At 71.0% G+C, this 17413-nt stretch carries 15 protein-coding genes and 1 riboswitch; of the genes, 7 read left to right on the plus strand and 8 right to left on the minus strand.

Annotation, left to right across the window (positions count from 1 at the left end):
• The first annotated feature begins 149 nt into the window (after positions 1-149).
• From ML539_RS09675 to ML539_RS09685, 3 genes are all read left to right on the plus strand, one after another.
• Positions 150-596, plus strand: a complete 447-nt coding sequence (locus ML539_RS09675) for a hypothetical protein (RefSeq protein WP_243322862.1) — start codon at positions 150-152, stop codon at positions 594-596.
• A 307-nt stretch (positions 597-903) separates the two neighbouring features.
• Positions 904-2001, plus strand: a complete 1098-nt coding sequence (gene pheA, locus ML539_RS09680) for a prephenate dehydratase (RefSeq protein ID WP_243322870.1) — start codon at positions 904-906, stop codon at positions 1999-2001.
• Entirely contained in the window at positions 1998-3326 is a 1329-nt protein-coding gene (locus tag ML539_RS09685; RefSeq protein WP_243322873.1) for a 3-deoxy-7-phosphoheptulonate synthase class II, read from the plus strand. Before pheA ends, ML539_RS09685 begins: the two co-directional genes overlap by 4 nt.
• A 2-nt stretch (positions 3327-3328) precedes the next feature.
• Here ML539_RS09685 and ML539_RS09690 read toward each other — a convergent pair whose 3' ends face one another.
• The gene (locus ML539_RS09690; protein WP_243322875.1) at positions 3329-4315 is read right to left on the minus strand and encodes an isoaspartyl peptidase/L-asparaginase; all 987 of its coding nucleotides are present in this window, start codon (positions 4313-4315) and stop codon (positions 3329-3331) included.
• 34 nt (positions 4316-4349) lie between these two features.
• On the minus strand, positions 4350-5354 hold the full coding sequence (gene moaA / locus ML539_RS09695; RefSeq protein ID WP_243322884.1) for a GTP 3',8-cyclase MoaA: 1005 nt from the start codon (positions 5352-5354) through the stop codon (positions 4350-4352).
• Between the two features lie 59 nt (positions 5355-5413).
• Here moaA and ML539_RS09700 point away from each other — a divergent pair, with 59 nt between their 5' ends.
• Positions 5414-6706, plus strand: a complete 1293-nt coding sequence (locus tag ML539_RS09700; protein ID WP_243322886.1) for a hypothetical protein — start codon at positions 5414-5416, stop codon at positions 6704-6706.
• 292 nt (positions 6707-6998) lie between these two features.
• Here the strand turns inward: ML539_RS09700 and recA are convergent, their stop codons facing one another.
• Together recA and ML539_RS09710 are read right to left on the minus strand one after the other, a co-directional pair.
• The gene (gene recA, locus ML539_RS09705; RefSeq protein ID WP_243322905.1) at positions 6999-8060 is read right to left on the minus strand and encodes a recombinase RecA; all 1062 of its coding nucleotides are present in this window, start codon (positions 8058-8060) and stop codon (positions 6999-7001) included.
• Between the two features lie 96 nt (positions 8061-8156).
• On the minus strand, positions 8157-9284 hold the full coding sequence (locus ML539_RS09710) for a glycosyltransferase family 2 protein (RefSeq protein WP_243322913.1): 1128 nt from the start codon (positions 9282-9284) through the stop codon (positions 8157-8159).
• Positions 9285-9428: 144 nt separating this feature from the next.
• Between ML539_RS09710 and ML539_RS09715 the strand changes: the two genes are divergently transcribed.
• The 3 genes from ML539_RS09715 (at position 9429) to ML539_RS09725 (ending at position 12326) form a co-directional block, all read left to right on the plus strand.
• Positions 9429-9983: a GNAT family N-acetyltransferase gene (locus tag ML539_RS09715; protein ID WP_279341608.1), complete on the plus strand. Its 555-nt coding sequence runs from the start codon at positions 9429-9431 to the stop codon at positions 9981-9983.
• A gap of 12 nt (positions 9984-9995) precedes the next feature.
• A complete protein-coding gene (locus tag ML539_RS09720; RefSeq protein WP_243317740.1) occupies positions 9996-10961 on the plus strand; it encodes a carbon-nitrogen hydrolase family protein in 966 nt (321 codons plus the stop codon).
• A 102-nt stretch (positions 10962-11063) separates the two neighbouring features.
• A complete protein-coding gene (locus ML539_RS09725) occupies positions 11064-12326 on the plus strand; it encodes a cation:proton antiporter (RefSeq protein WP_243322923.1) in 1263 nt (420 codons plus the stop codon).
• A gap of 72 nt (positions 12327-12398) precedes the next feature.
• On the opposite strand, the gene ML539_RS09730 is transcribed toward ML539_RS09725, so the two are convergent.
• The 4 genes from ML539_RS09730 to ML539_RS09745 all read right to left on the minus strand — a co-directional run bounded on the left by ML539_RS09730 (position 12399) and on the right by ML539_RS09745 (position 17105).
• Positions 12399-13124 carry an ABC transporter ATP-binding protein gene (locus ML539_RS09730; protein WP_243322925.1) on the minus strand — a complete coding sequence of 242 codons (726 nt, stop codon included), beginning with the start codon at positions 13122-13124 and terminating at the stop codon, positions 12399-12401.
• A 55-nt stretch (positions 13125-13179) separates the two neighbouring features.
• Positions 13180-14166: an iron ABC transporter permease gene (locus ML539_RS09735; RefSeq protein ID WP_243322927.1), complete on the minus strand. Its 987-nt coding sequence runs from the start codon at positions 14164-14166 to the stop codon at positions 13180-13182.
• On the minus strand, positions 14163-14996 hold the full coding sequence (locus ML539_RS09740; RefSeq protein WP_243322930.1) for an ABC transporter substrate-binding protein: 834 nt from the start codon (positions 14994-14996) through the stop codon (positions 14163-14165). Before ML539_RS09740 ends, ML539_RS09735 begins: the two co-directional genes overlap by 4 nt.
• An 81-nt stretch (positions 14997-15077) precedes the next feature.
• Positions 15078-17105 (minus strand): TonB-dependent receptor, encoded by a 2028-nt coding sequence (locus ML539_RS09745; RefSeq protein ID WP_243322932.1) that lies wholly within the window; start codon positions 17103-17105, stop codon positions 15078-15080.
• Between the two features lie 65 nt (positions 17106-17170).
• Positions 17171-17400, minus strand: a riboswitch (cobalamin riboswitch).
• Between the last annotated feature and the right edge of the window lie 13 nt (positions 17401-17413).

The following is a 17413-nucleotide window of genomic DNA, read 5'->3' on the forward strand; positions in this document are numbered from 1 at the left end:
TGGGGGGATGCGATGGGATCGAGACTCTGAATCGATTCTGTTTCTCAGCCCCCATCCCCAGAGGGACGTGCAGCCGCGGCATGCCGCATGGAATGGCGCCCCGGGAGAGGCCGGGCCTGCGGTAGGGTGGAGGCCCCGGAGGCCTCCCTGTGGACCAGCTCGACGAATTCCTGCCCTACGCCCAGAGCTGCCTGAAGCATGCCTCGGAGCGGGCCCGGCTGGCCGCCATCCTCACCCTCTGGGTGGCCAAGTGGCGGGGGAAGCACCGGGTCTTCGACTACTCCCGCAGCCACCACGGGGCCTTCTTCCACTTCAACCAGCTCATGGACGGCAAGTGGGTCCAGGCCTTCACCTTCGTGGCCACCCGCCGCGAGGGCGTCTGCCTGCGCGGGCCCGATCCCGACCGTACGCGGAAATCCCACAAGCTCCGCCGCAACGCCCTGGACGCCGCACCGCTGGACGCCCTCTTCGAGGCCTGGTCGCAGCACCCCGAGGCCCGGCCCGCCGGCCATGCCGTGGAGTTCTTCCTGGACGAGACCCCCGACGACGTGTGGGCCGCCTGCCTGGCGGAGGCCTTGGCCCAGCTCGGGGCCTGAAAACCAAAGACGGAACGCGAAGGGCGCTAAGAAAAGCGCGAAGGCAGGAAGGGAGTTCTTAATGGACAGAGCATCTGTTCGCGGTCTTCGCGCCTTCATTCGCGCCCTTCGCGTTCCATGGAATCTCCTTGCAGGCCAAGGGCTTTTCCGGCAAGGTGTCTAGACCGTGATGACCGCCGCCCGCGCCTTCTTCTTTAGCTTTCGCACCCCGGGTGCGAGGGTAGGCGGCGTCTAGAACCGGAACCGCTTCGAACCATCGCCCCCGAGACCGCCAGGCTCGGGGGTTTTCGCATTCCAGGAGAACCCCATGACCGAGATCCCGTCCCTCCCCGGCCTCCGCCAAGCCATCGACGCGGTGGACGACCAGGTGCTGGCCCTGCTGAACCGCCGGGCGACCCTGGCCGCGGAGGTGGGCCGCCTCAAGGCCGCGGCCGCGCCCGACGCCCTCTTCCATGCGCCCGCCCGGGAGCGGGAGGTGCTGGCCCGCCTGGAGGCCGCGAGCGCCGGACCCTTCCCCGCCCCGGCCGTGCGCACGGTCTTCCAGGAGATCATGAGCGCCTGCCTCAGCCTGGAGAAGCCGCTGCGGGTGGCCTTCCTGGGCCCCGAGGGCACCTTCACCCACCTGGCGGCGCGCCACCAGTTCGGCGGCTCTGGCCAGGCCCTGCCGCAAGGCACCATCCAGGCCGTGTTCCAGGCCGTGGAGCGCCAGCGCGCCGACTACGGCGTGGTGCCCGTGGAGAACGCCACCGAGGGCGCTGTGGACTCCACGCTCGACGCCTTTCTCGACAGTTCCCTGGCCATCTGCGCGGAGATCCTCCTGCCCGTGGACCAGGCCCTGCTGATGCGGCCGGAACTCGAGGTCGGCGGCGTGCGGCGGGTCTACTCCCATCCCCAGGCCCTGGGCCAGTGCCGCCGCTGGCTGGAGGCGCACCTCCCGGGGGCGGACCGCATCGAGGCGCCGTCCACGTCGGAAGCCGCCCGCCTGGCCCGGGAGGACGCCGAGGGCGCGGCCGTGGCCTCGGAGCTGGCCGCGGACCTCTTCGGCCTGCGCGTGGCTGAGACGAAGATCCAGGACCTGGCCGCCAACGCCACCCGCTTCCTGGTGCTGGGGCCCAGGTCCGCCGAGCCCACGGGCCGCGACCGCACCACCCTGCTGGCCATGGCCCAGGACGGCCCCGGCGCCCTGCTGCGCCTGCTGGAACCTCTGGCCCGCCGGGGCCTGAACCTCAGCCGCATCCAGAGCCGGCCCACCCGGCGCAAACTCTGGGAATACGTCTTCTTCCTTGATGTCGAGGGCCACGCGGCGGATCCGGCGCTGGCGGAGGCCCTGGAGGAGCTGCGGGGCGTCTGCGCCTCGCTGAAGGTCCTGGGCAGCTATCCCCGGGCGCTGGAGGTGGCGCGATGACTGGCCGGACCTGGACCCCCGATTCCTGGCGCGGCCTGCCCGCGGCCCAGCAGCCGCACTACCGCGACGCCGCGGGGGTGGAGGCGGCCCTGGCGGAGCTGCGGGAGCTGCCGCCCCTGGTGGTGGCCGAGGAGGTGGACCACCTCCGGAGCCTCATCGCCGAGGCCGCCGCGGGAAAGCGCTTCCTCCTCCAGGGGGGCGACTGCGCCGAGGCCTTCGCGGACTGCCGTGGGCCGATCATCCAGGACAAGCTGCGCGTCCTGCTCCAGATGTCCGTGCTCATCACCCACGGCGGCCGCACGGGCGTGGTCCACCTGGGCCGCATCGCGGGCCAGTACGCCAAGCCCAGAAGCGGGGACACGGAGCTGGTGGACGGTCATCGCGTGCCCGTCTACCGCGGGGACCTCATCAATGGGCTCGATCCGGCCCAGCGCGAGGCCGATCCCCGGCGACTCCTGGAGGCCTACCACCGCGCCGCGGCCACCCTCAATCACCTGCGGGCCCTGGTGGACGGCGGCTTCGCGGACCTGCACAACCCCGAGCACTGGGACCTTCCCTGGAGCCGCGAGGACGCGGGCCACTACCTGGAGACGCTGGAGCAGGTGCGGGCCTCCCTCGACTTCGTGAGGTGCCTGGGCGGCCTGCCCGAGCACCTGCGCACCGGCGAGCTGTTCACCAGCCACGAGGCCCTGCACCTGCCCTTCGAGACGGCCCTCACGCGCTGGGTGCCCGAGAAGGGGGCCCACTACAACCTGGGCGCCCACTTCCTCTGGATCGGCGAGCGCACCCGCCAGATGGACGGCGCCCACCTGGAGTACATCCGGGGCCTGGCCAATCCCATCGGCCTGAAGGTCGGCGCCGCCATGACGCCGGACCAGCTGCGACAGGTGCTGTCCAAGCTGGATCCGGAGCGCCAGCCGGGACGGCTCACGCTCATCACCCGCTTCGGGGCAGGGAAGGCGGGCCGCGTGCTGCCGGGCCTCATCGAGGCCGCGCGCGCCGAGGGTCATCCCGTGCTGTGGAGTTGCGATCCCATGCACGGCAACGGGCGCACGACCAAAGGAGGGCTCAAGACGAGGGACTTCGGCGACATCCTCCAGGAGCTGCGGGAGGTGGCCGACCTCCACCGCGCCCACGGCTCGAAGCTGCGCGCCGTCCACTTCGAGCTCACCGGCGAGCCCGTCACCGAGTGCACCGGCGGCGTCGAGGGCCTCGTCGAGGCAGACCTCGAGCGCGCCTACAAGAGCGGCTGCGACCCCCGCCTCAACCGCAGCCAGAGCCTGGAGATGGCCTTCCTCATCGCGCAGATGATGCGAAGGGCGTGAGGCTACTGCGCCACGCTCCACGCCATCTGGCGGCGGTAGTCGGTGACGAAGGCCTTCTTCTCGGCGCTGTAGTTGCAGCCGCCGCCGGTGGTGCTGGGGCCGACGGCGACGAGGCCGAGGTCGATGGTGGGGGGGAAGGCCCTGAGGGCGCGGTCCACGGCCTCCTGGGCGGGGAGGCCCCGGGCCAGCAGGTCGTAGGTGGTTTTCGCCACCAGGTGCTTGATGATGTCCTCGCCGTTGCCGGTGCAGGCCACGGCGCCCTTGGGGCCCGCGTAGATGCCCGCGCCGAACATGGGCACGTCGCCCACGCGACCGTAGAAGGTGATGGTGGTGCCGCCGGTGCTGATGGCGGCGGCGAAGTTCCCCTTGGCGTCGCGGGTGACGCAGCCCACGGTGTCCGAGGGTCCCAGCGCTTCTTTCAGCGGCGTGGGGAAGTTCCAGGCCTTCTTCCAGTCGTAGCGCTTCCAGGCCTCGATCTGGCGAGGGTCCGAGCCCTTGAGGATGGCCTGCACGCGCTGGAAGCGGGCCTTGTTCTCGGCGCAGGTGGGGTCGTAGTCGGGAAAGCCCATGGCCCGGGCGAAGCGGGTGGCGCCTTCGCCCACGATGAGGAGGTGGGGCGTGTCCATGACCTTGCGGGCCACCAGCACGGGATTCCTCACGCGCTCGATGGCGGCCACGGCGCCGTAGCCGCCGGTGGCGCCATCCATGCAGGCGGCGTCCATCTGGATGGTCCTGCCGTCCAGGCGGATGTTGGCGCCGGTGCCGGCGTTGAAGCGGGGATCGTCCTCCAGCACCACCACGCCGGCCAGGGCACCGTCCAGGGCGCTGCCGCCGGCCTTCAGGGTCGCCAGGGCCTTCGCCGCGGCCGGATCCGTCCCGTCCATGCGGGCGCGCGGGCTGCCGGCGCCCCCATGGACGACCGCCGCGGGAGGCGCCGCCAGGAGGCCCGCGGCCAGGAGGAGGATCGCGAAGGGGGGGCGGATGCGCATGGGGAGCCTCGGGGATCGGTTCGCAGGCCGGGTGTCATCCCCCCATGCGGGACATTTCCACCTTGGGGAGACCGGGCGTGGCGGCGTGACGGATCTCTGAATAGTGATCGCCCCGCCGCTTCCAGTGGAAGCCCAGCAGGGCCGTCAGGCCCGGATCGTCATGCCCGTTCCGGAGGAACCCCTTCAGGTCGAGACCGTCTCCGGCGAAGAGGCAGGTATAAAGGCGGCCTTCCGCCGAGAGGCGGGCGCGGTCGCAGCCCCCGCAGAAGGGCTGGGTCACGGAGGCGATGAGTCCCACCTCGCCTTTCCCGTCGCCATAGCGCCAGGTGCGGGCCACGGCGTCGCCCTCGGCCTCCACGGGCTCCAGGGGCCAGTGGGCATGGATCAGGGCCCGGACCCGGGAGGCGGGCACCACTTCCTCCATCCGCCAGCCGTTGGTGGTGCCCACGTCCATGAACTCGATGAAGCGCAGGGTGTGGCCTTCCTCGCGGGCGAAGGCGGCCAGGTCGAGGATCTCGTCGTCATTCACGCCGCGCTTGAGCACGCAGTTCAGCTTGACGGGGCCGAAGCCCGCGGCCCGGGCGGCCGCCACGCCCGCCAGCACACGGTCCAGGGGCAGGTCCGTGTCGCTGATGGCCCGGAAGCGGTCGGGGCGCAGGGTGTCGAGGCTGACGGTGATCCGGTTCAGGCCGGCGTCCTTCAGGGGGCGGGCTAGGTCGGGCAGGAGCACGCCGTTGCTGGTGAGAGCGAGATCCTCCAGGCCGGGCAGCGCCGAGAGCATGCGCACCAGGACCGGCAGCTCCCGGCGCATGAGGGGCTCACCGCCCGTGAGGCGGATCTTGGTGACGCCGAGGCGGATGAAGATCCGCGCCAGCCGGGTGATCTCCTCGAAGCTGAGCAGGGCCTCCCGGGCCAGGAAGGGATAGTCCGGCCCGAAGACATCCTTGGGCATGCAGTAGGTGCACCGGAAGTTGCAGCGGTCGGTGACCGAGATGCGCAGCGCCTTGAGGGGGCGGCCCAGGGTGTCGCGAGGCTCCATTCCCCAAGCATAATTTCATTTAATGCGTCAGAATGGACTGTTTGATTGGACCGCTGAATATGGGCTTTTTCGATCGCTTCCGTTCCCGCGCCGACGAGGCGCCCCTGCCGTCGCTGGCCACCCTGCTGGAGACACGGGGCCTGCCAGCCTCCCTGCCGGGACTGGAGGCGCTTGTGCCGACCTTCGAGGCCCATCGCCGGGCGGAGGAGCGTGAGGCCTGGGCGGATGCGGTGGCGGAGACCCACCGGCTGGGCCTGCCCCTCCCGGAGCCGTGGATCGATGCCCAGGACCACCTACTGCCAGAGCTGGTGCCCACCTGGCGGGCCGAGCGCGAGGGCCGCTGGAGCCACGCCTTCATCGATGGCCTGACAACTCGGATCCGGGTGGCTGAGGTGGTGATGCCTGCCGCCTGGCTCCGGATCTGGGACCAGCCCGCCGAGGACGTGCTGGATCTGGCCCTGGACCAGCTGCGTCACCGCAGCGAGGGGGCCTTCGTGCGGCTGCCCTCGGGCATCTACCAGGCGCCCTGGCACGACGGGGCCGACGCGGCCCGCCTGCTGCTGCCCGAGGTCTGGCATGGCCTCTTCAAGGACCAGCATCCCTTCCTGGCCATCCCCATGGCGGACACCCTGCTGGCGGCGCCCCAGATCCTCCTGCCCAAGCTCATGGAGGAAGTGGGCCGGGCCCTCCAGGCCAAGAGCCAAGCCGGGAGCCAGGCCGGCGCTCCGCCCCTCCAGCTCGCAGTGCTGGAGCGCATCGGCGACAAGCTGGTGACCGCCCGGCTCCAGGAGCCCCATCCCATGTCGGCCCCCCAGCGGGAGCTGAAGAACATGGACTTCCTGGAGGCCCTCCGGAACCAGGAGAAGGACCTGGATCCCGAGCTGGGGCGCCCGGCTCCGGTCCTGCTGCTGAAGACCGCCCAGGGCAAGCCGCTCACCATGGCCACCTGGACCGGCGGGGCCCCGACCCTGCTCCCCGAGGCCGACCTCATTGGCTTCGCCGGCCCGGATGGCGAGCCGCTGGGGATCTACTGGCGCCAATCCCTGCCCCGCATGCACGAGGTCCGCGGCACTGCCGTGGACATCTGGGGGCCCCGGCGCGTCCGCTACGAAGGCTTCCCCACCGCCGAGCAGATCGCCCGCCTGGAGCCCTTCGCCACGGCCGAGCAGATGAAGTCCCTCCAGGCCCAGCCTGGGGCCCAGCCAGGTGCCCAGCCAGGTGCCCAGCCGGGGCCCCGGCCCTCCGCGCCGAAGGCAGTGGCCCCCGCCGGCGCCCCGTTCAGCGCCCAGGGCGCGGCGCCCCTGCCGAAGCATCTGCGGGGGGCGGGCCTGGGCGTGCAGGACAAGGACTAGCTTCACCCGCCCAGCGGAAAGATTGGGAACGCGAAGGGCGCTAAGACGCCATGCGGACGCGCGAAGACCGCGAAGAAGCTTCGAGCCATCCTGGGCATCCTTTGGTGGGCTGGGCGCGACCGGGGGGCCGAAGGCCCAGATCCTGCACCGGAGCAATGGAGGCGCCTTCGCGTCCTTGCCTTTCCCCTTCGCGTTCCCGTCTTTCACATTCGGTCAAATCAAAAACGGCGGCGGCCTTTGGGGACCGCCGCCGTCTGCCGACCCCTTCCAAGGGCGTGCAGGTCGATGATGCTTACACTTCCACGGCGGCGCTCTTCATGCCGAGGCGCTCGCGGATGAGGCCTTCCACCTCGTCTGCCAGTTCGGGATTGTCGGTGAAGAGCTTCTTCACGTTCTCGGCGCCCTGGCCCAGTCGGCTGTCCTTGTAGCTGTACCAGGAGCCGCTCTTCTGGATGATCTCCAGCTGGGTGCCCAGCTCCACCAGCTCGCTGGTGCGGCTGATGCCCTCGCCATACATGATGTCGAAGGTGGCGACCTTGAGGGGCGGGGCGACCTTGTTCTTGACGACCTTCACCTTGGTCTTCTTGCCCACCACGGAGGAGTCCTCGTCCTTGGCGGCCACCAGGGGATCGCCCGTGTTGCCCTTGATGCTCTGGATGCTGCGGACGTCCAGGCGCACGGAGGCGTAGAACTTGAGCGCGTTGCCGCCGGTGGTGGTCTCGGGGTTGCCGAACATCACGCCGATCTTCATGCGGATCTGGTTGATGAAGACCACGCAGCTGCGGGTCTTGCTGATGGTGCCGGTCATCTTGCGGAGGGCCTGGCTCATGAGGCGGGCCTGGAGGCCCACGTGGCTGTCGCCCATCTCGCCGTCGATCTCGGCCTTGGGCACCAGGGCGGCCACGGAGTCCACCACGATGATGTCCAGGGCGCCGCTGCGCACGAGCTGGTCGCAGATCTCCAGGGCCTGCTCGCCACTGTCCGGCTGGCTGATGAAGAGGTTGTCCACGTCCACGCCCAGCTTCTTGGCGTATTCGGGGTCCAGGGCGTGCTCGGCGTCGATGTAGGCGGCCAGGCCACCCTTCTTCTGGGCCTGGGCCACCATGTGCAGCGCCAGGGTGGTCTTGCCGCTGGCTTCCGGCCCGTAGACTTCGACGATGCGGCCCTTGGGCACGCCGCCGACGCCCAGGGCGCTGTCCAGGGCGATGGAGCCGGTGCTGATGACCTCGAGGCCCTCGGCGGGGCTCATGCGGTCGCCCAGCTTCATGATGGAACCCTTGCCGAAGGCCCGCTCGATGTCGGCCACGGTGCGGGACAGGGCTTTCAGGCGGTCATCTTGTTCGGCTGCGGCCATGGGGTCCTCCGGAAGGGGTGCTTTCCAGGATGGATTCAAAAAGCGAAAAAAACAAGAAAATCTTTTCGGCCGCCCGCGAGAGGCGGGTCCACCAGCCTAGCGCAGCTTGACGTCTCGCCCACGCCAGTGGTTCACCCCCCGGAGGCGGTCCGCGAAGGCCCAGGCGGTGCCGGCCGTAAAGACCAGGGCGTCCAGGGGCCAGAGGGCCCAGAGCAGGTCCATGGGCCGGCCGGTCATGCGCTGCTGGACGTCCCCCGCCAGGGCCGGCACCAGCAGCCAGAGGAAGAGGGCCAGGCCCGGGTGGCCGGCGAAGGGCAGCCAGAGGGGGGCGAGCATCACCAGGGCCACGGGCGGGAGGAGCAGGGGCAGGAGGCCCCAGGCGGGCAGGGCGGCGGCGTTCTTCCGCATGGCCCGCACCAGCTCCCCCAGGCCGTGGTACATCCGCAGGTGCAGGTCCGGGCCGCCCCGGGCCACTCGGTTCACGAAGCCGGCCCGCTTCATCCGCCGGGCCAGCATCATGTCGTCGATGGCCTCCAGGGGAGCCGCCGCGTGGCCGCCGGCGGCCTCGTAGGCCTCCCGCCTCACCAGGGTGAAGCCGCCCACGCCGCAGAAGGCGGGATGGCGGGGGTTCGGCACCTGGTGGGGGGGCACCAGCAGCTGGAAGGCCGAAGCCGCCAGGGGCAGCACCACCCGCTCCGCCGGGTCGACCGCGTCCACCCCGGGGATGAGGGCCAGGATGTCCGTGGGCTGGGCCAGGGCGAAGGCCACGGCCCGCCGGAGGAGATCCGGCGAAGCCTGCACGTCCCCGTCCGCGAAGAGCAGCCATGCGGCGCCCTGGGCTTCGGGTTGGCGGGCGGCCAGGTCCAGGGCGTGGTTCTTCCCCAGCCAGCCGGCGGGCAGGCTGTCGTTCCGAACGACCCGGAGACGGTCCGGCCGGCCGGCTTCGCGGCCCTGGAGGATCTCGGTGCTGCCGTCCGTGGAGCCGTCATCCACCACGACGATTCGCAGGGCCGGGTAGTCCTGCGCCAGCCAGGAGTCGATGGCGGCCGGCAGCTCGAGGGCCTCGTTCCGGACGGGGATGCAGAGGCACACGGAGGGCGGGTCCGCAGGCAGGGCGGGATCCGGGGTCAGGGCGGGCAGCCGGGCCCAGTGCCGGCGCAGGAGGACCAGCCCCGCGAGAAGCAGGGTGGTGGCGGTCCAGGCGGCAGCATCGATCCAGGGCATGCCTCAGGCTAGCCCGAACGGCCTGGCTGGCGGGGTGGGTTAACCTGAAGAGCCATTTCCGGGAGCGCCATGGACGACCGTTGCCCATCCACCCCCGTAATGCGCCTTCGGACCCCGGGAGACATACCGGGGATCCAGGCCTTGATGACCCGGGTTTATCCCCCACCCCACGGCCCCGAGGCGGTATGGTCCGCAGAGAACCTCATGCGCCACATCGAACGGTTCCCAGAAGGCCAGATGGTGGTGGAGGCCGGGGGGAGGATCGTGGGGACGGCCACCGCCGAGCGAGTGCCGATGGCCGCGGCGCTGGCCCCCCACTCCTGGTCCGAGATCACCGGGCGCGGCAGCCTTTCCACCCACGATCCCGGAGGAGACGCCCTCTACGGCGTGAACATCGCCGTGGATCCGGCCTGGCAGGACCAGGGCATCGGGCGGCTCCTCTACCAGGGCCGCATCGAACTGGGCCGGCGCCTGGGCTGCCGCGCCTTCGTGGCCGGGGCCCGCATCCCTGGCTACCACCTCGAGGCCCACAGGATGAGCCTCGAGGCCTATGTGGAGGCCGTGGTGGCCGGCCGGATCTTCGACTCCACCCTGTCCAAGCAGCTCCGTGTGGGGTTCCAGGTCCGCGGCGTGCTCCGGGACTACGCTCCGGACCCGGAGACCCTGGGCCACGCGGCTCTCATCGTCATGGAACTCTGAGGAGGCGACGGCATGCGATTCAAGGCTCCCACCCCATTCCTGTCCCGTCCCGTGCGGGTCTGCGGCATCCAGTACGCCCTGCGCCCCGTGGCCGACTTTGCCGCCTTCGCCACCCAGGTGGAGAACTACGTGGATGTGGGCGACGACTACGACGCCGATGTCATCGTGTTTCCCGAACTGCTGGCGGTCCAGCTGCTGAGCTGTCTGCGGCCCGGCTTCCCGCCGCCGGAGGCCATGCGGGAGCTGGCGGAGCGGTTCACGGTCGACTACGAGGGACTGTTCCTCCACCTCTCGCGGAAGTACGACCGCATCATCGTGGCGGGCACCCATCCCCGCTTCGTGGACGGGAAGCTGCAGAACGTGGCCTCCATCTTCGTGCCGGGCCACGGGCCGGTCCACCAGCCCAAGCTTCACCTCACCCCCACGGAGCGGAACGTCTGGCGCTTTGAGCCGGGCCAGGAGATCCACATCATCGACACGGACTTCGGCCGGATGGGCGTGTCCATCTGCTACGACGTGCAGTTTCCCGAGGTGGCGCGGATCCAGGCGGAGCAGGAGGTCCAGCTGCTGGTGGTGCCCTATCTCACGGACGACCGGCGGGGCTACAGCCGCGTCACCACCTGCGCCCGGGCCCGGGCCGTGGAGAACCAGATCTACGTGGTGACTGCCGGTATGGTGGGCAGCCTGCCCCTCATCACGGATCTCACGGCGCAGTACGCCCAGAGCGGCGTCTACACGCCCTCCGACTACCACTTCCCCATGGATGGCATCGCCACCGAGGCCGCCCCGAACTCCGAGATGGTGCTGGTGGGGGACATCGACTTGGCCGTGCTGGACCAGACCCGGGCGCGGGGCTCCGTGCTGAACCACCAGGACGCCGCGCGCGACGGGCTTCACGTAACCTTCGAGGGCCGCATCCATGTCCACCACCTGCCCTGGCTGAAGCAGGGCGAGGGAACCGGTACGGCAGAGAGCTGAGGGTGCCCATCCGCTGGTGGTGGCCCGTTGTGGCTCCGGCTGAGCGGGAATGTCCATGAACCGTGGGGTATCCTCGGGTCACACCATTTCCCGAGGTACCGGATGACCCTGGCCTTCCTGGTTCACGACCCCCTCGCCGGCACCCTGATGCTGCTGGCGCTGCTGTGGCTCTCCGCCAAGGTGGGTGGGGAGCTGGCCGTGCGCCTGAAGCTGCCCGCGGTCACCGGCGAGCTGGCCGTGGGGCTGGCCCTCACGGCCCTCCACCGGGCCTGGCCCCTGGTGCCGGAGGTGGCGGCCTCCCCGGCCGCCGAGCTGCTGGGGGGCCTCGGCGTGGTGGTGCTCATGTTCGCCGTGGGGCTGGAATCCACCGTGCCGCAGATGATGAAGGTGGGCGCGGCCTCGCTGCGGGTGGCCTCCATCGGCGTGGTCGCGCCCATGGCCGCGGGCCTGGCGGGGGCCTGGCTCCTGCTGCCCGCGGGCTCGCCCTTCGTGCTCGACCTCTTCATCGGTGCCTGCCTCTGCGCCACCAGCATCGGCATCTCCGCCCAGGTTCTGCGGGAGAAGGGTGCGGCGGATTCCGTGGAAGGCCGCATCATCGTGGGCGCCGCTGTGGTGGATGACGTGCTGGGCCTGCTGGTGCTGGTGGCGGTCTCGGGTCTCGTGGGGGCCTCGGCCACGGGCGGGCTGGGCGGACCAGGCGGATCCCTGGGTTCCGAGCTGGCGAGAACCCTCCTCCTCGCCCTGGGCTTCCTCGCGGCGGCCCTCACGCTGGGTCGCGTCGCGACGCCGCGCCTCTTCCGCCTGGCCAGCCGGTTCCGAGGCGAGCAGGTGCTGCTGCCCCTGGGCCTCGGCTTCGCCTTCCTGCTGGCCTGGCTGGGCAGCCTGGCGGGCCTGGCCTCCATCGTGGGCGCCTACGCCGCGGGCCTCATCCTGGAGCCCGCCCACATCGTGGACCTGGAGCACCGGGAGAAGCACTCCCTCGAGGAACTGGTCCACCCCCTCGTGACGGTGCTCTCCCCCCTCTTCTTCGTGCTCATGGGGGCCAAGGTGGATCCCACGGCCCTCTTCCGACCCAGGACCCTGGGCTTCGCGGCCGTGCTGGCCCTGCTCGGCGTGGTCGGGAAGTACGTGGCGGGCTACACGGGAGGCCGGGGCACCCGCGCGGCGGTGGTGGGCTGGGGCATGGTCCCCCGCGGCGAGGTGGGCCTCATCTTCGTGGCCACCGGCGCTCAGCTCCAGTGGCATGGCACCCCCCTGCTGAGCCCCGACATCCAGGCCGGCATCATCGGCGCCCTCCTGCTCACCACCGTGGCAGGGCCCGTGGGGCTGGGGTGGGTGCTGTCCCGGCAGGCGCCGAAAGCTTGAAACAGCCTTTCACCGCAAAGAACGCGAAGGGTGATCTTCTTCCCTCCGCGTTTTCTGCGGTGAATAGACCGCTCAATCCTGTGGCAGCTCAGGCACCAGGGACTCGACGAACGTGGCCTCCACGCGGAAGACCTGGCGGATGAGGTCGGCGGTGAGGACCTCGTGGGGCCCGCCGTTGCCCACAAGGCGGCCCCGATCCAGGACGAGCACGCGATCGAAGCGATAGGCGGCGCGCAGGTCGTGGAGGCTCACCAGGACGGTGCCGCCGCCGTCCGCCCGGCGTCGGGCCAGGCGCATGACCTCCAGCGCGTGCCGCACGTCCAGCTGAGCCACAGGCTCGTCCCAGAGCTGGATGGGCGCCTGGGTGGCCAGGGCCCGGGCCAGGGCCACTCGGTGGCGTTCGCCGCCAGAGAGACGCGTCGCCGGGCGGTCCGCCAGGAACGTCAAGTCCAGTTCCGCCAGAGCCTCGGCCACACCCGTGGGATCGTCGCCCCAGGCGTAGCGGCCCTGGGCCACCACCTCGCGCACCGGGAAGGCGAACTCGAAGTGGGCCTCCTGTCCCACCCAGGCCAGGCGCCGGCCCCGCTCTGCGGCAGGGATGTGCGACAGCGATTGGCCATTCCAATGGATGGCTCCGTGGGCCGGCAACAATCCTGCCAGGGCCTGGATCAGCGTGGACTTGCCCGCCCCGTTGGGCCCCACCATCGCCACCAGTTCACCGGGGCCGAGATCGAGCGACACGGCATCCAGCCGGCCCGGCACGGACAATCCAGCGGCATGGAGGGCGGGCGTGCTCATGGCGTCGCCTCCGTGTCCGGGCTGAAGACTGAGGACTGTGGACCGGGGACTCGCCTCACCGCGGCCTCCGCAGCAGCCACAGGAAGAAGGGGCCGCCCACCAGGGCCGTGACGACGCCCAGGCGCAGGCCGATGGGGAAGGTGCGGGTAACGAGATCGCAGGCCAGGAGGAAGGCCGCGCCGCCCAGCATGGAATGGGGAAGCAGGCGCCGGTGCGCCGGACCGAAGGCCAGTCGGAGGATGTGCGGCACCACCAGGCCCACGAAGCCGATGACGCCGGCCGTGGCCGTGGCCAGGGCCGTGAGCACCGTGGACAGGGCAATGAGCTGGCGGCGCAGGCGGCGCACGTCCACGCCCAGGCTCTGGGCGCTGTGCTCGCCCAGGCTCAGCAGGTCCATGGCCCGCCCCAGGGGCAGCAGGAGGAGGCAGCCCGCAAGGATGGCCGGCACGCCCATCCAGACGTGCTCCCAACTGCGGCTCTCCAGGCCGCCCATGAGCCAGAAGAGGATCTGGGCGTTCACCTCGAAGTGGCCCACCGTGGTGGTGAGCAGGAAGCTGGTCCCCGCGCCCAGGAGAGCGTTCAGAGCCACGCCGGAGAGCAGGAGCCGCTCGGTGTCCGCGCCCCGCTGGGCGAGCATCAGCACCGCACCCGTCGCACCGAAGGCGCCCAGAACCGAGGCCGCGGGCAGCGCCCACAGCGTGGCGGAGGCGAAACCCAGCATGGGGCCCAGCGCCAGCACCGCCACGGCGCCCAGGGCGCCCCCGCTGCTCACCCCCAGGAGGCCGGGGCTGGCGAGCGGGTTGCGGAAGAAGGCCTGCATGACGACGCCACTGGCGCCCAGGGCCGCGCCCGCCGCCATGCCCACCAGGGCGCGGGGCAGGCGGAAGTCGCGTACCACCGTCCGGGCGATGTCATCGCTGCCGCCGCCCAGGGCGGCCACGACCTGCGAGAAGGACAGCCGCAGCTCGCCGAAGGCCAGCGAGGCCAGGAAGGCCATGACCAGCAGCGTCACGAGAATGGGGATGGCCAGGCGGGTTCTCACCGGAAGCGTTCCGGATGGAGGCCCCTGGCCAACATCTCGTAGGCGTCGATGCGGCGGTGGGAGACGCTGGACATGAGGGCGCCGGGGAGAACCACGAAGCGGCCGGCCTTGAAGGCGGGCAGGACGCGGTAGTGGGGGATCTCCGCCAGGCGGGCGCGCGTATCTGATGCGTCGGCCCGGTCCCCGGAGATCACCAGCACCTCGGCGTTCCAGGTGAGCAGCCTTTCCGAAGGCGTGGGCGCGTGGCCCTTGAGCCCGGCCTCGGCGGCCACGTTGATGGCCCCGGCGTGGTCGCAGAGGTCCTGGAAGGTCGTGCCGGAGCCGGCGGTGAAGGGATAGGCCCCGGCGGTGAGGACGCGGACGGGACGGACGCCCCTGAGGCGTCCCGCGAGGGCCTGCACCCGGCCGCGGCACTGGGCGATGAGGGCCTCGGCGCGGGCCTCCTGGCCCAGTTCGCGACCCAGGATCCTGATGCTGGCGTAGACATCTTCCAGCGTGTCGAAGCGGTCCAGCACCACCAGCCGGACCCCGGCCCGCCGGAGCAGGGCCAGGGTCTCAGGGCGGGTGAAGCTGGCGGCCAGCACCAGGTCGGGCCGGAAGCGGAGCACGCTTTCCGCGTCGCTGTCCTTGAGGGCCGGGAACCGCTGGGCCTCGCTGGCCGCCGCGCTGAACCGCGCGTCCCGGCCGATGTGACTCAGGGCGGCGATCTGGCCGGGATCCGCCAGGGCCAACAGCAGCTCGTCCGTGCCGACCGACTGGCTCACCACCCGCTGGGGTCGCGCGGCGAGCAGGGAGACGGTGGCGATCAGAAGAAAAAGAAAACGTCTCACCGCCAAGACGCCAAGAAGGGCTTTGCTTGGCGTCCTGGCGCCTTGGCGGGGATCCGTTCCGTGTTTCACGCCTCGCCTCCGTCACCACTTCCAGGTCGCGGCCAGGGTCCAGCGGGGGCCGGGGGCGGGGAACCCGTAGACCAGGCTGGCGTCGCCGTCCTGATCGTAGCGTCCGCTGAGCCAATCCTGGACGGTCTGCTTCGGCTCCAGCAGGTGTTCGCCGCGAAGGGCCAGGGTGAGGTGCTTCACGGGCTCATGGCGCAGGCCCAGGCTGAGGTCGCGGTAGGGTCTGCGTGTGGAGAGCACCTGGTACGTGGTGTCGTTCAGGTCGTAGCGGGGGCCCACGCGGGCGAAGCGGAGGTCGGCGCGCCAAGTGCCGGACTGGACGAAGGCCGCCAGGGCAGCCGTGAAGAAGGGGTGGCGCAGGATGGCAGAGGTCTGGGCGCCGAAGCGGTCGGCTTCCGTGTTGTGGTCCAGGTCGCGGGTCTCCTGGCTGCGGAGGATCACGTCCCAGCCGTAGGCCACGGTTTCGCCGCCGCGCCAGCCCAGGGCGCCTTCCAGACTCTGGGCCCGGATGGAGCCCTGGTTCGCGTAGTGCGAGGTGAAGAGAGGCGGAAAGGCGAAGCTGGTGTCGTAGACGTAGCCCAACAGCTCGGACACGCGCGTGCGCTGGGCCTCGAGGCGATACTCCCAGTGGTCGCCGAACTGGCCCGTGGCGCCGAGCTGAACGGTGCGGCTGCGCTCGGGGCGGATCGGGTAGGCCGTGTTGTCCTGGCTTTCCGCCTGGGCGTTCAGGGCGAACTCGGTGGTGTTGGGCATGCGGAAGCCCTGGCCTGCGCTGGCGTAGAGGCGAAGCGCCGGCGCCACCACCCAATTTAGGCCCGTGCGCCAGGTGCCCGCCCCGGCGCTGCCCGCGCGGCTGCGGAGGCCTGTGTCCGAGCGGGTGAGGTCCCGGTGGCCCGCGTCGCGGCGCAGGCCCGCGGTCCAGTCCAGGCCTTCGGCCAGCATCCAGCGCAGCTCCAGCGCTCCGGCAAGGTCCGTGCCCTCTCCCCGGTACTGCACAGCGGTAAAGGTGTCGGGGTCGTAGTAGTTCCGGGCATGGCTGGTGTCCTGGCGGCCCTCCAGCCGGCCGGAGAGGCGGAAGGCGGGGGCTGGTGTCCAGTGCAGCGTGAGCTGGTCCTCCACGCGGCGGAAGTCGCGGTCCGTCTGCTGGCGCTTGGGCCCGCTGGGATCGCCCGTCCGGCCCTCCAGGGCCTGGAGTGTGTTCTCTAGCGCCAGCCCGGGCGCCAAGGCCCAGTGCAGCCTGGCGCCCCAGCTCTCCTGCCGGGCGCGCATCTCGCGCTGGGGTTCGTAGCTGCGGGCCGCGGGCCAGCCGGAGGTGGTGAAAGGGATGGAAGCCGTCTGGCCGCTGTTGCGATAGAAGGCCGTCAGGTCGGCCCCGCCGAGCTTCGTCCCCATCCTCAGGAAGCCGCCGGCCTGGCGGAAGGCGTCGTCGGGGAAGCCGCTCTCCTGCTTCTGAGCTTCGGCGCCGGCGGCGATCCAGCCGCGGCTTCCGGTCACCTGGGCCTGGGCGGAGCCGCCCAGCAGGCTGTCGGTGCCCGCCTTCAAGGTGGCCTGGCCGTGGCAGCCTTCGGCGCCGCGCCCTGTGCTGGTGAGGGCGATGACGCCGCCGATGGCGTCGCTGCCGTAGAGGACGGACGAGGGCCCGAGGATCAGCTCCACGCGCTCGATGCCCACGAGGCTGAGGGCGCCCATGTCAGGCGAGAGAGCCGTGGGGTCGTTGAGCCGCAGGCCGTCCAGGAGCACCACCACGTTGCGGCTGAGGGTGCCGTTGAGGAAGGCGGAGGCCTGCTTGCCCGTGCCGCCGGTGCCCATGACGGCCCCGGGCTGGAGGGTGTCCAGTAGGTCGGCCAGGGTGCGGGCGCCAAGGCGGGCCAATTCCTCGGCCTCCAGGATGCGGACGGGGCCCGGAGTCCGGGTGACCTCCACGGGCTGGGCCTCGGCGCTGACGGTGACCGTGGCCTCGGCGGGCTTGCGGTCGGCCTCCGCGGCCACGGAGAGGGCGGATACGGCCGCCAGGGAGAAGAGAATGCGGGCAGAACCCATCATGCCTCCACGCATGAGGTCGCGGCGGCAGGGCGTCCCGCAGGGGGAAGGCCCGGCCCGTTCCCGCGACGGGGGGTGAGGTGCGGGACCGGTCTCCGGGCTCGCACGCGACAGGAGCCTTTCGGCGCCCTCCGAGCCTTCCCGGGACGATCCCAGTGACTCGGACTTGAGGTCTCACACCCGGTGACACGTGGGCGTGGTGCATACCGTTGCGGGGCAGCGCAGGAGTCTCACCTGCTTCCCGTGCATCCAGCACGAAATTGTCAAACTTCAGAGAACCACGGCGCCGGTGGATTCCGCAAGTACAATGG

The sequence above is a fragment of the Geothrix sp. SG200 genome, from assembly GCF_022808935.1.
Classification (GTDB): Bacteria; Acidobacteriota; Holophagae; order Holophagales; family Holophagaceae; genus Geothrix; species Geothrix alkalitolerans.

Coding starts and splice junctions, on each gene's coding strand:
- ML539_RS09690 (WP_243322875.1), bottom strand. CDS start 4,315: ATGCGCATCCGCCCCCCCTTCGCGATCCTCCTCCTGGCCGCGGGCCTC.
- recA (WP_243322905.1), bottom strand. CDS start 8,060: ATGGCCGCAGCCGAACAAGATGACCGCCTGAAAGCCCTGTCCCGCACC.
- ML539_RS09710 (WP_243322913.1), bottom strand. CDS start 9,284: ATGCCCTGGATCGATGCTGCCGCCTGGACCGCCACCACCCTGCTTCTC.
- moaA (WP_243322884.1), bottom strand. CDS start 5,354: ATGGAGCCTCGCGACACCCTGGGCCGCCCCCTCAAGGCGCTGCGCATC.
- ML539_RS09715 (WP_279341608.1), top strand. CDS start 9,429: ATGACCCGGGTTTATCCCCCACCCCACGGCCCCGAGGCGGTATGGTCC.
- ML539_RS09745 (WP_243322932.1), bottom strand. CDS start 17,105: ATGATGGGTTCTGCCCGCATTCTCTTCTCCCTGGCGGCCGTATCCGCC.
- ML539_RS09725 (WP_243322923.1), top strand. CDS start 11,064: ATGACCCTGGCCTTCCTGGTTCACGACCCCCTCGCCGGCACCCTGATG.
- ML539_RS09685 (WP_243322873.1), top strand. CDS start 1,998: ATGACTGGCCGGACCTGGACCCCCGATTCCTGGCGCGGCCTGCCCGCG.
- ML539_RS09720 (WP_243317740.1), top strand. CDS start 9,996: ATGCGATTCAAGGCTCCCACCCCATTCCTGTCCCGTCCCGTGCGGGTC.
- ML539_RS09730 (WP_243322925.1), bottom strand. CDS start 13,124: ATGAGCACGCCCGCCCTCCATGCCGCTGGATTGTCCGTGCCGGGCCGG.
- ML539_RS09700 (WP_243322886.1), top strand. CDS start 5,414: ATGGGCTTTTTCGATCGCTTCCGTTCCCGCGCCGACGAGGCGCCCCTG.
- pheA (WP_243322870.1), top strand. CDS start 904: ATGACCGAGATCCCGTCCCTCCCCGGCCTCCGCCAAGCCATCGACGCG.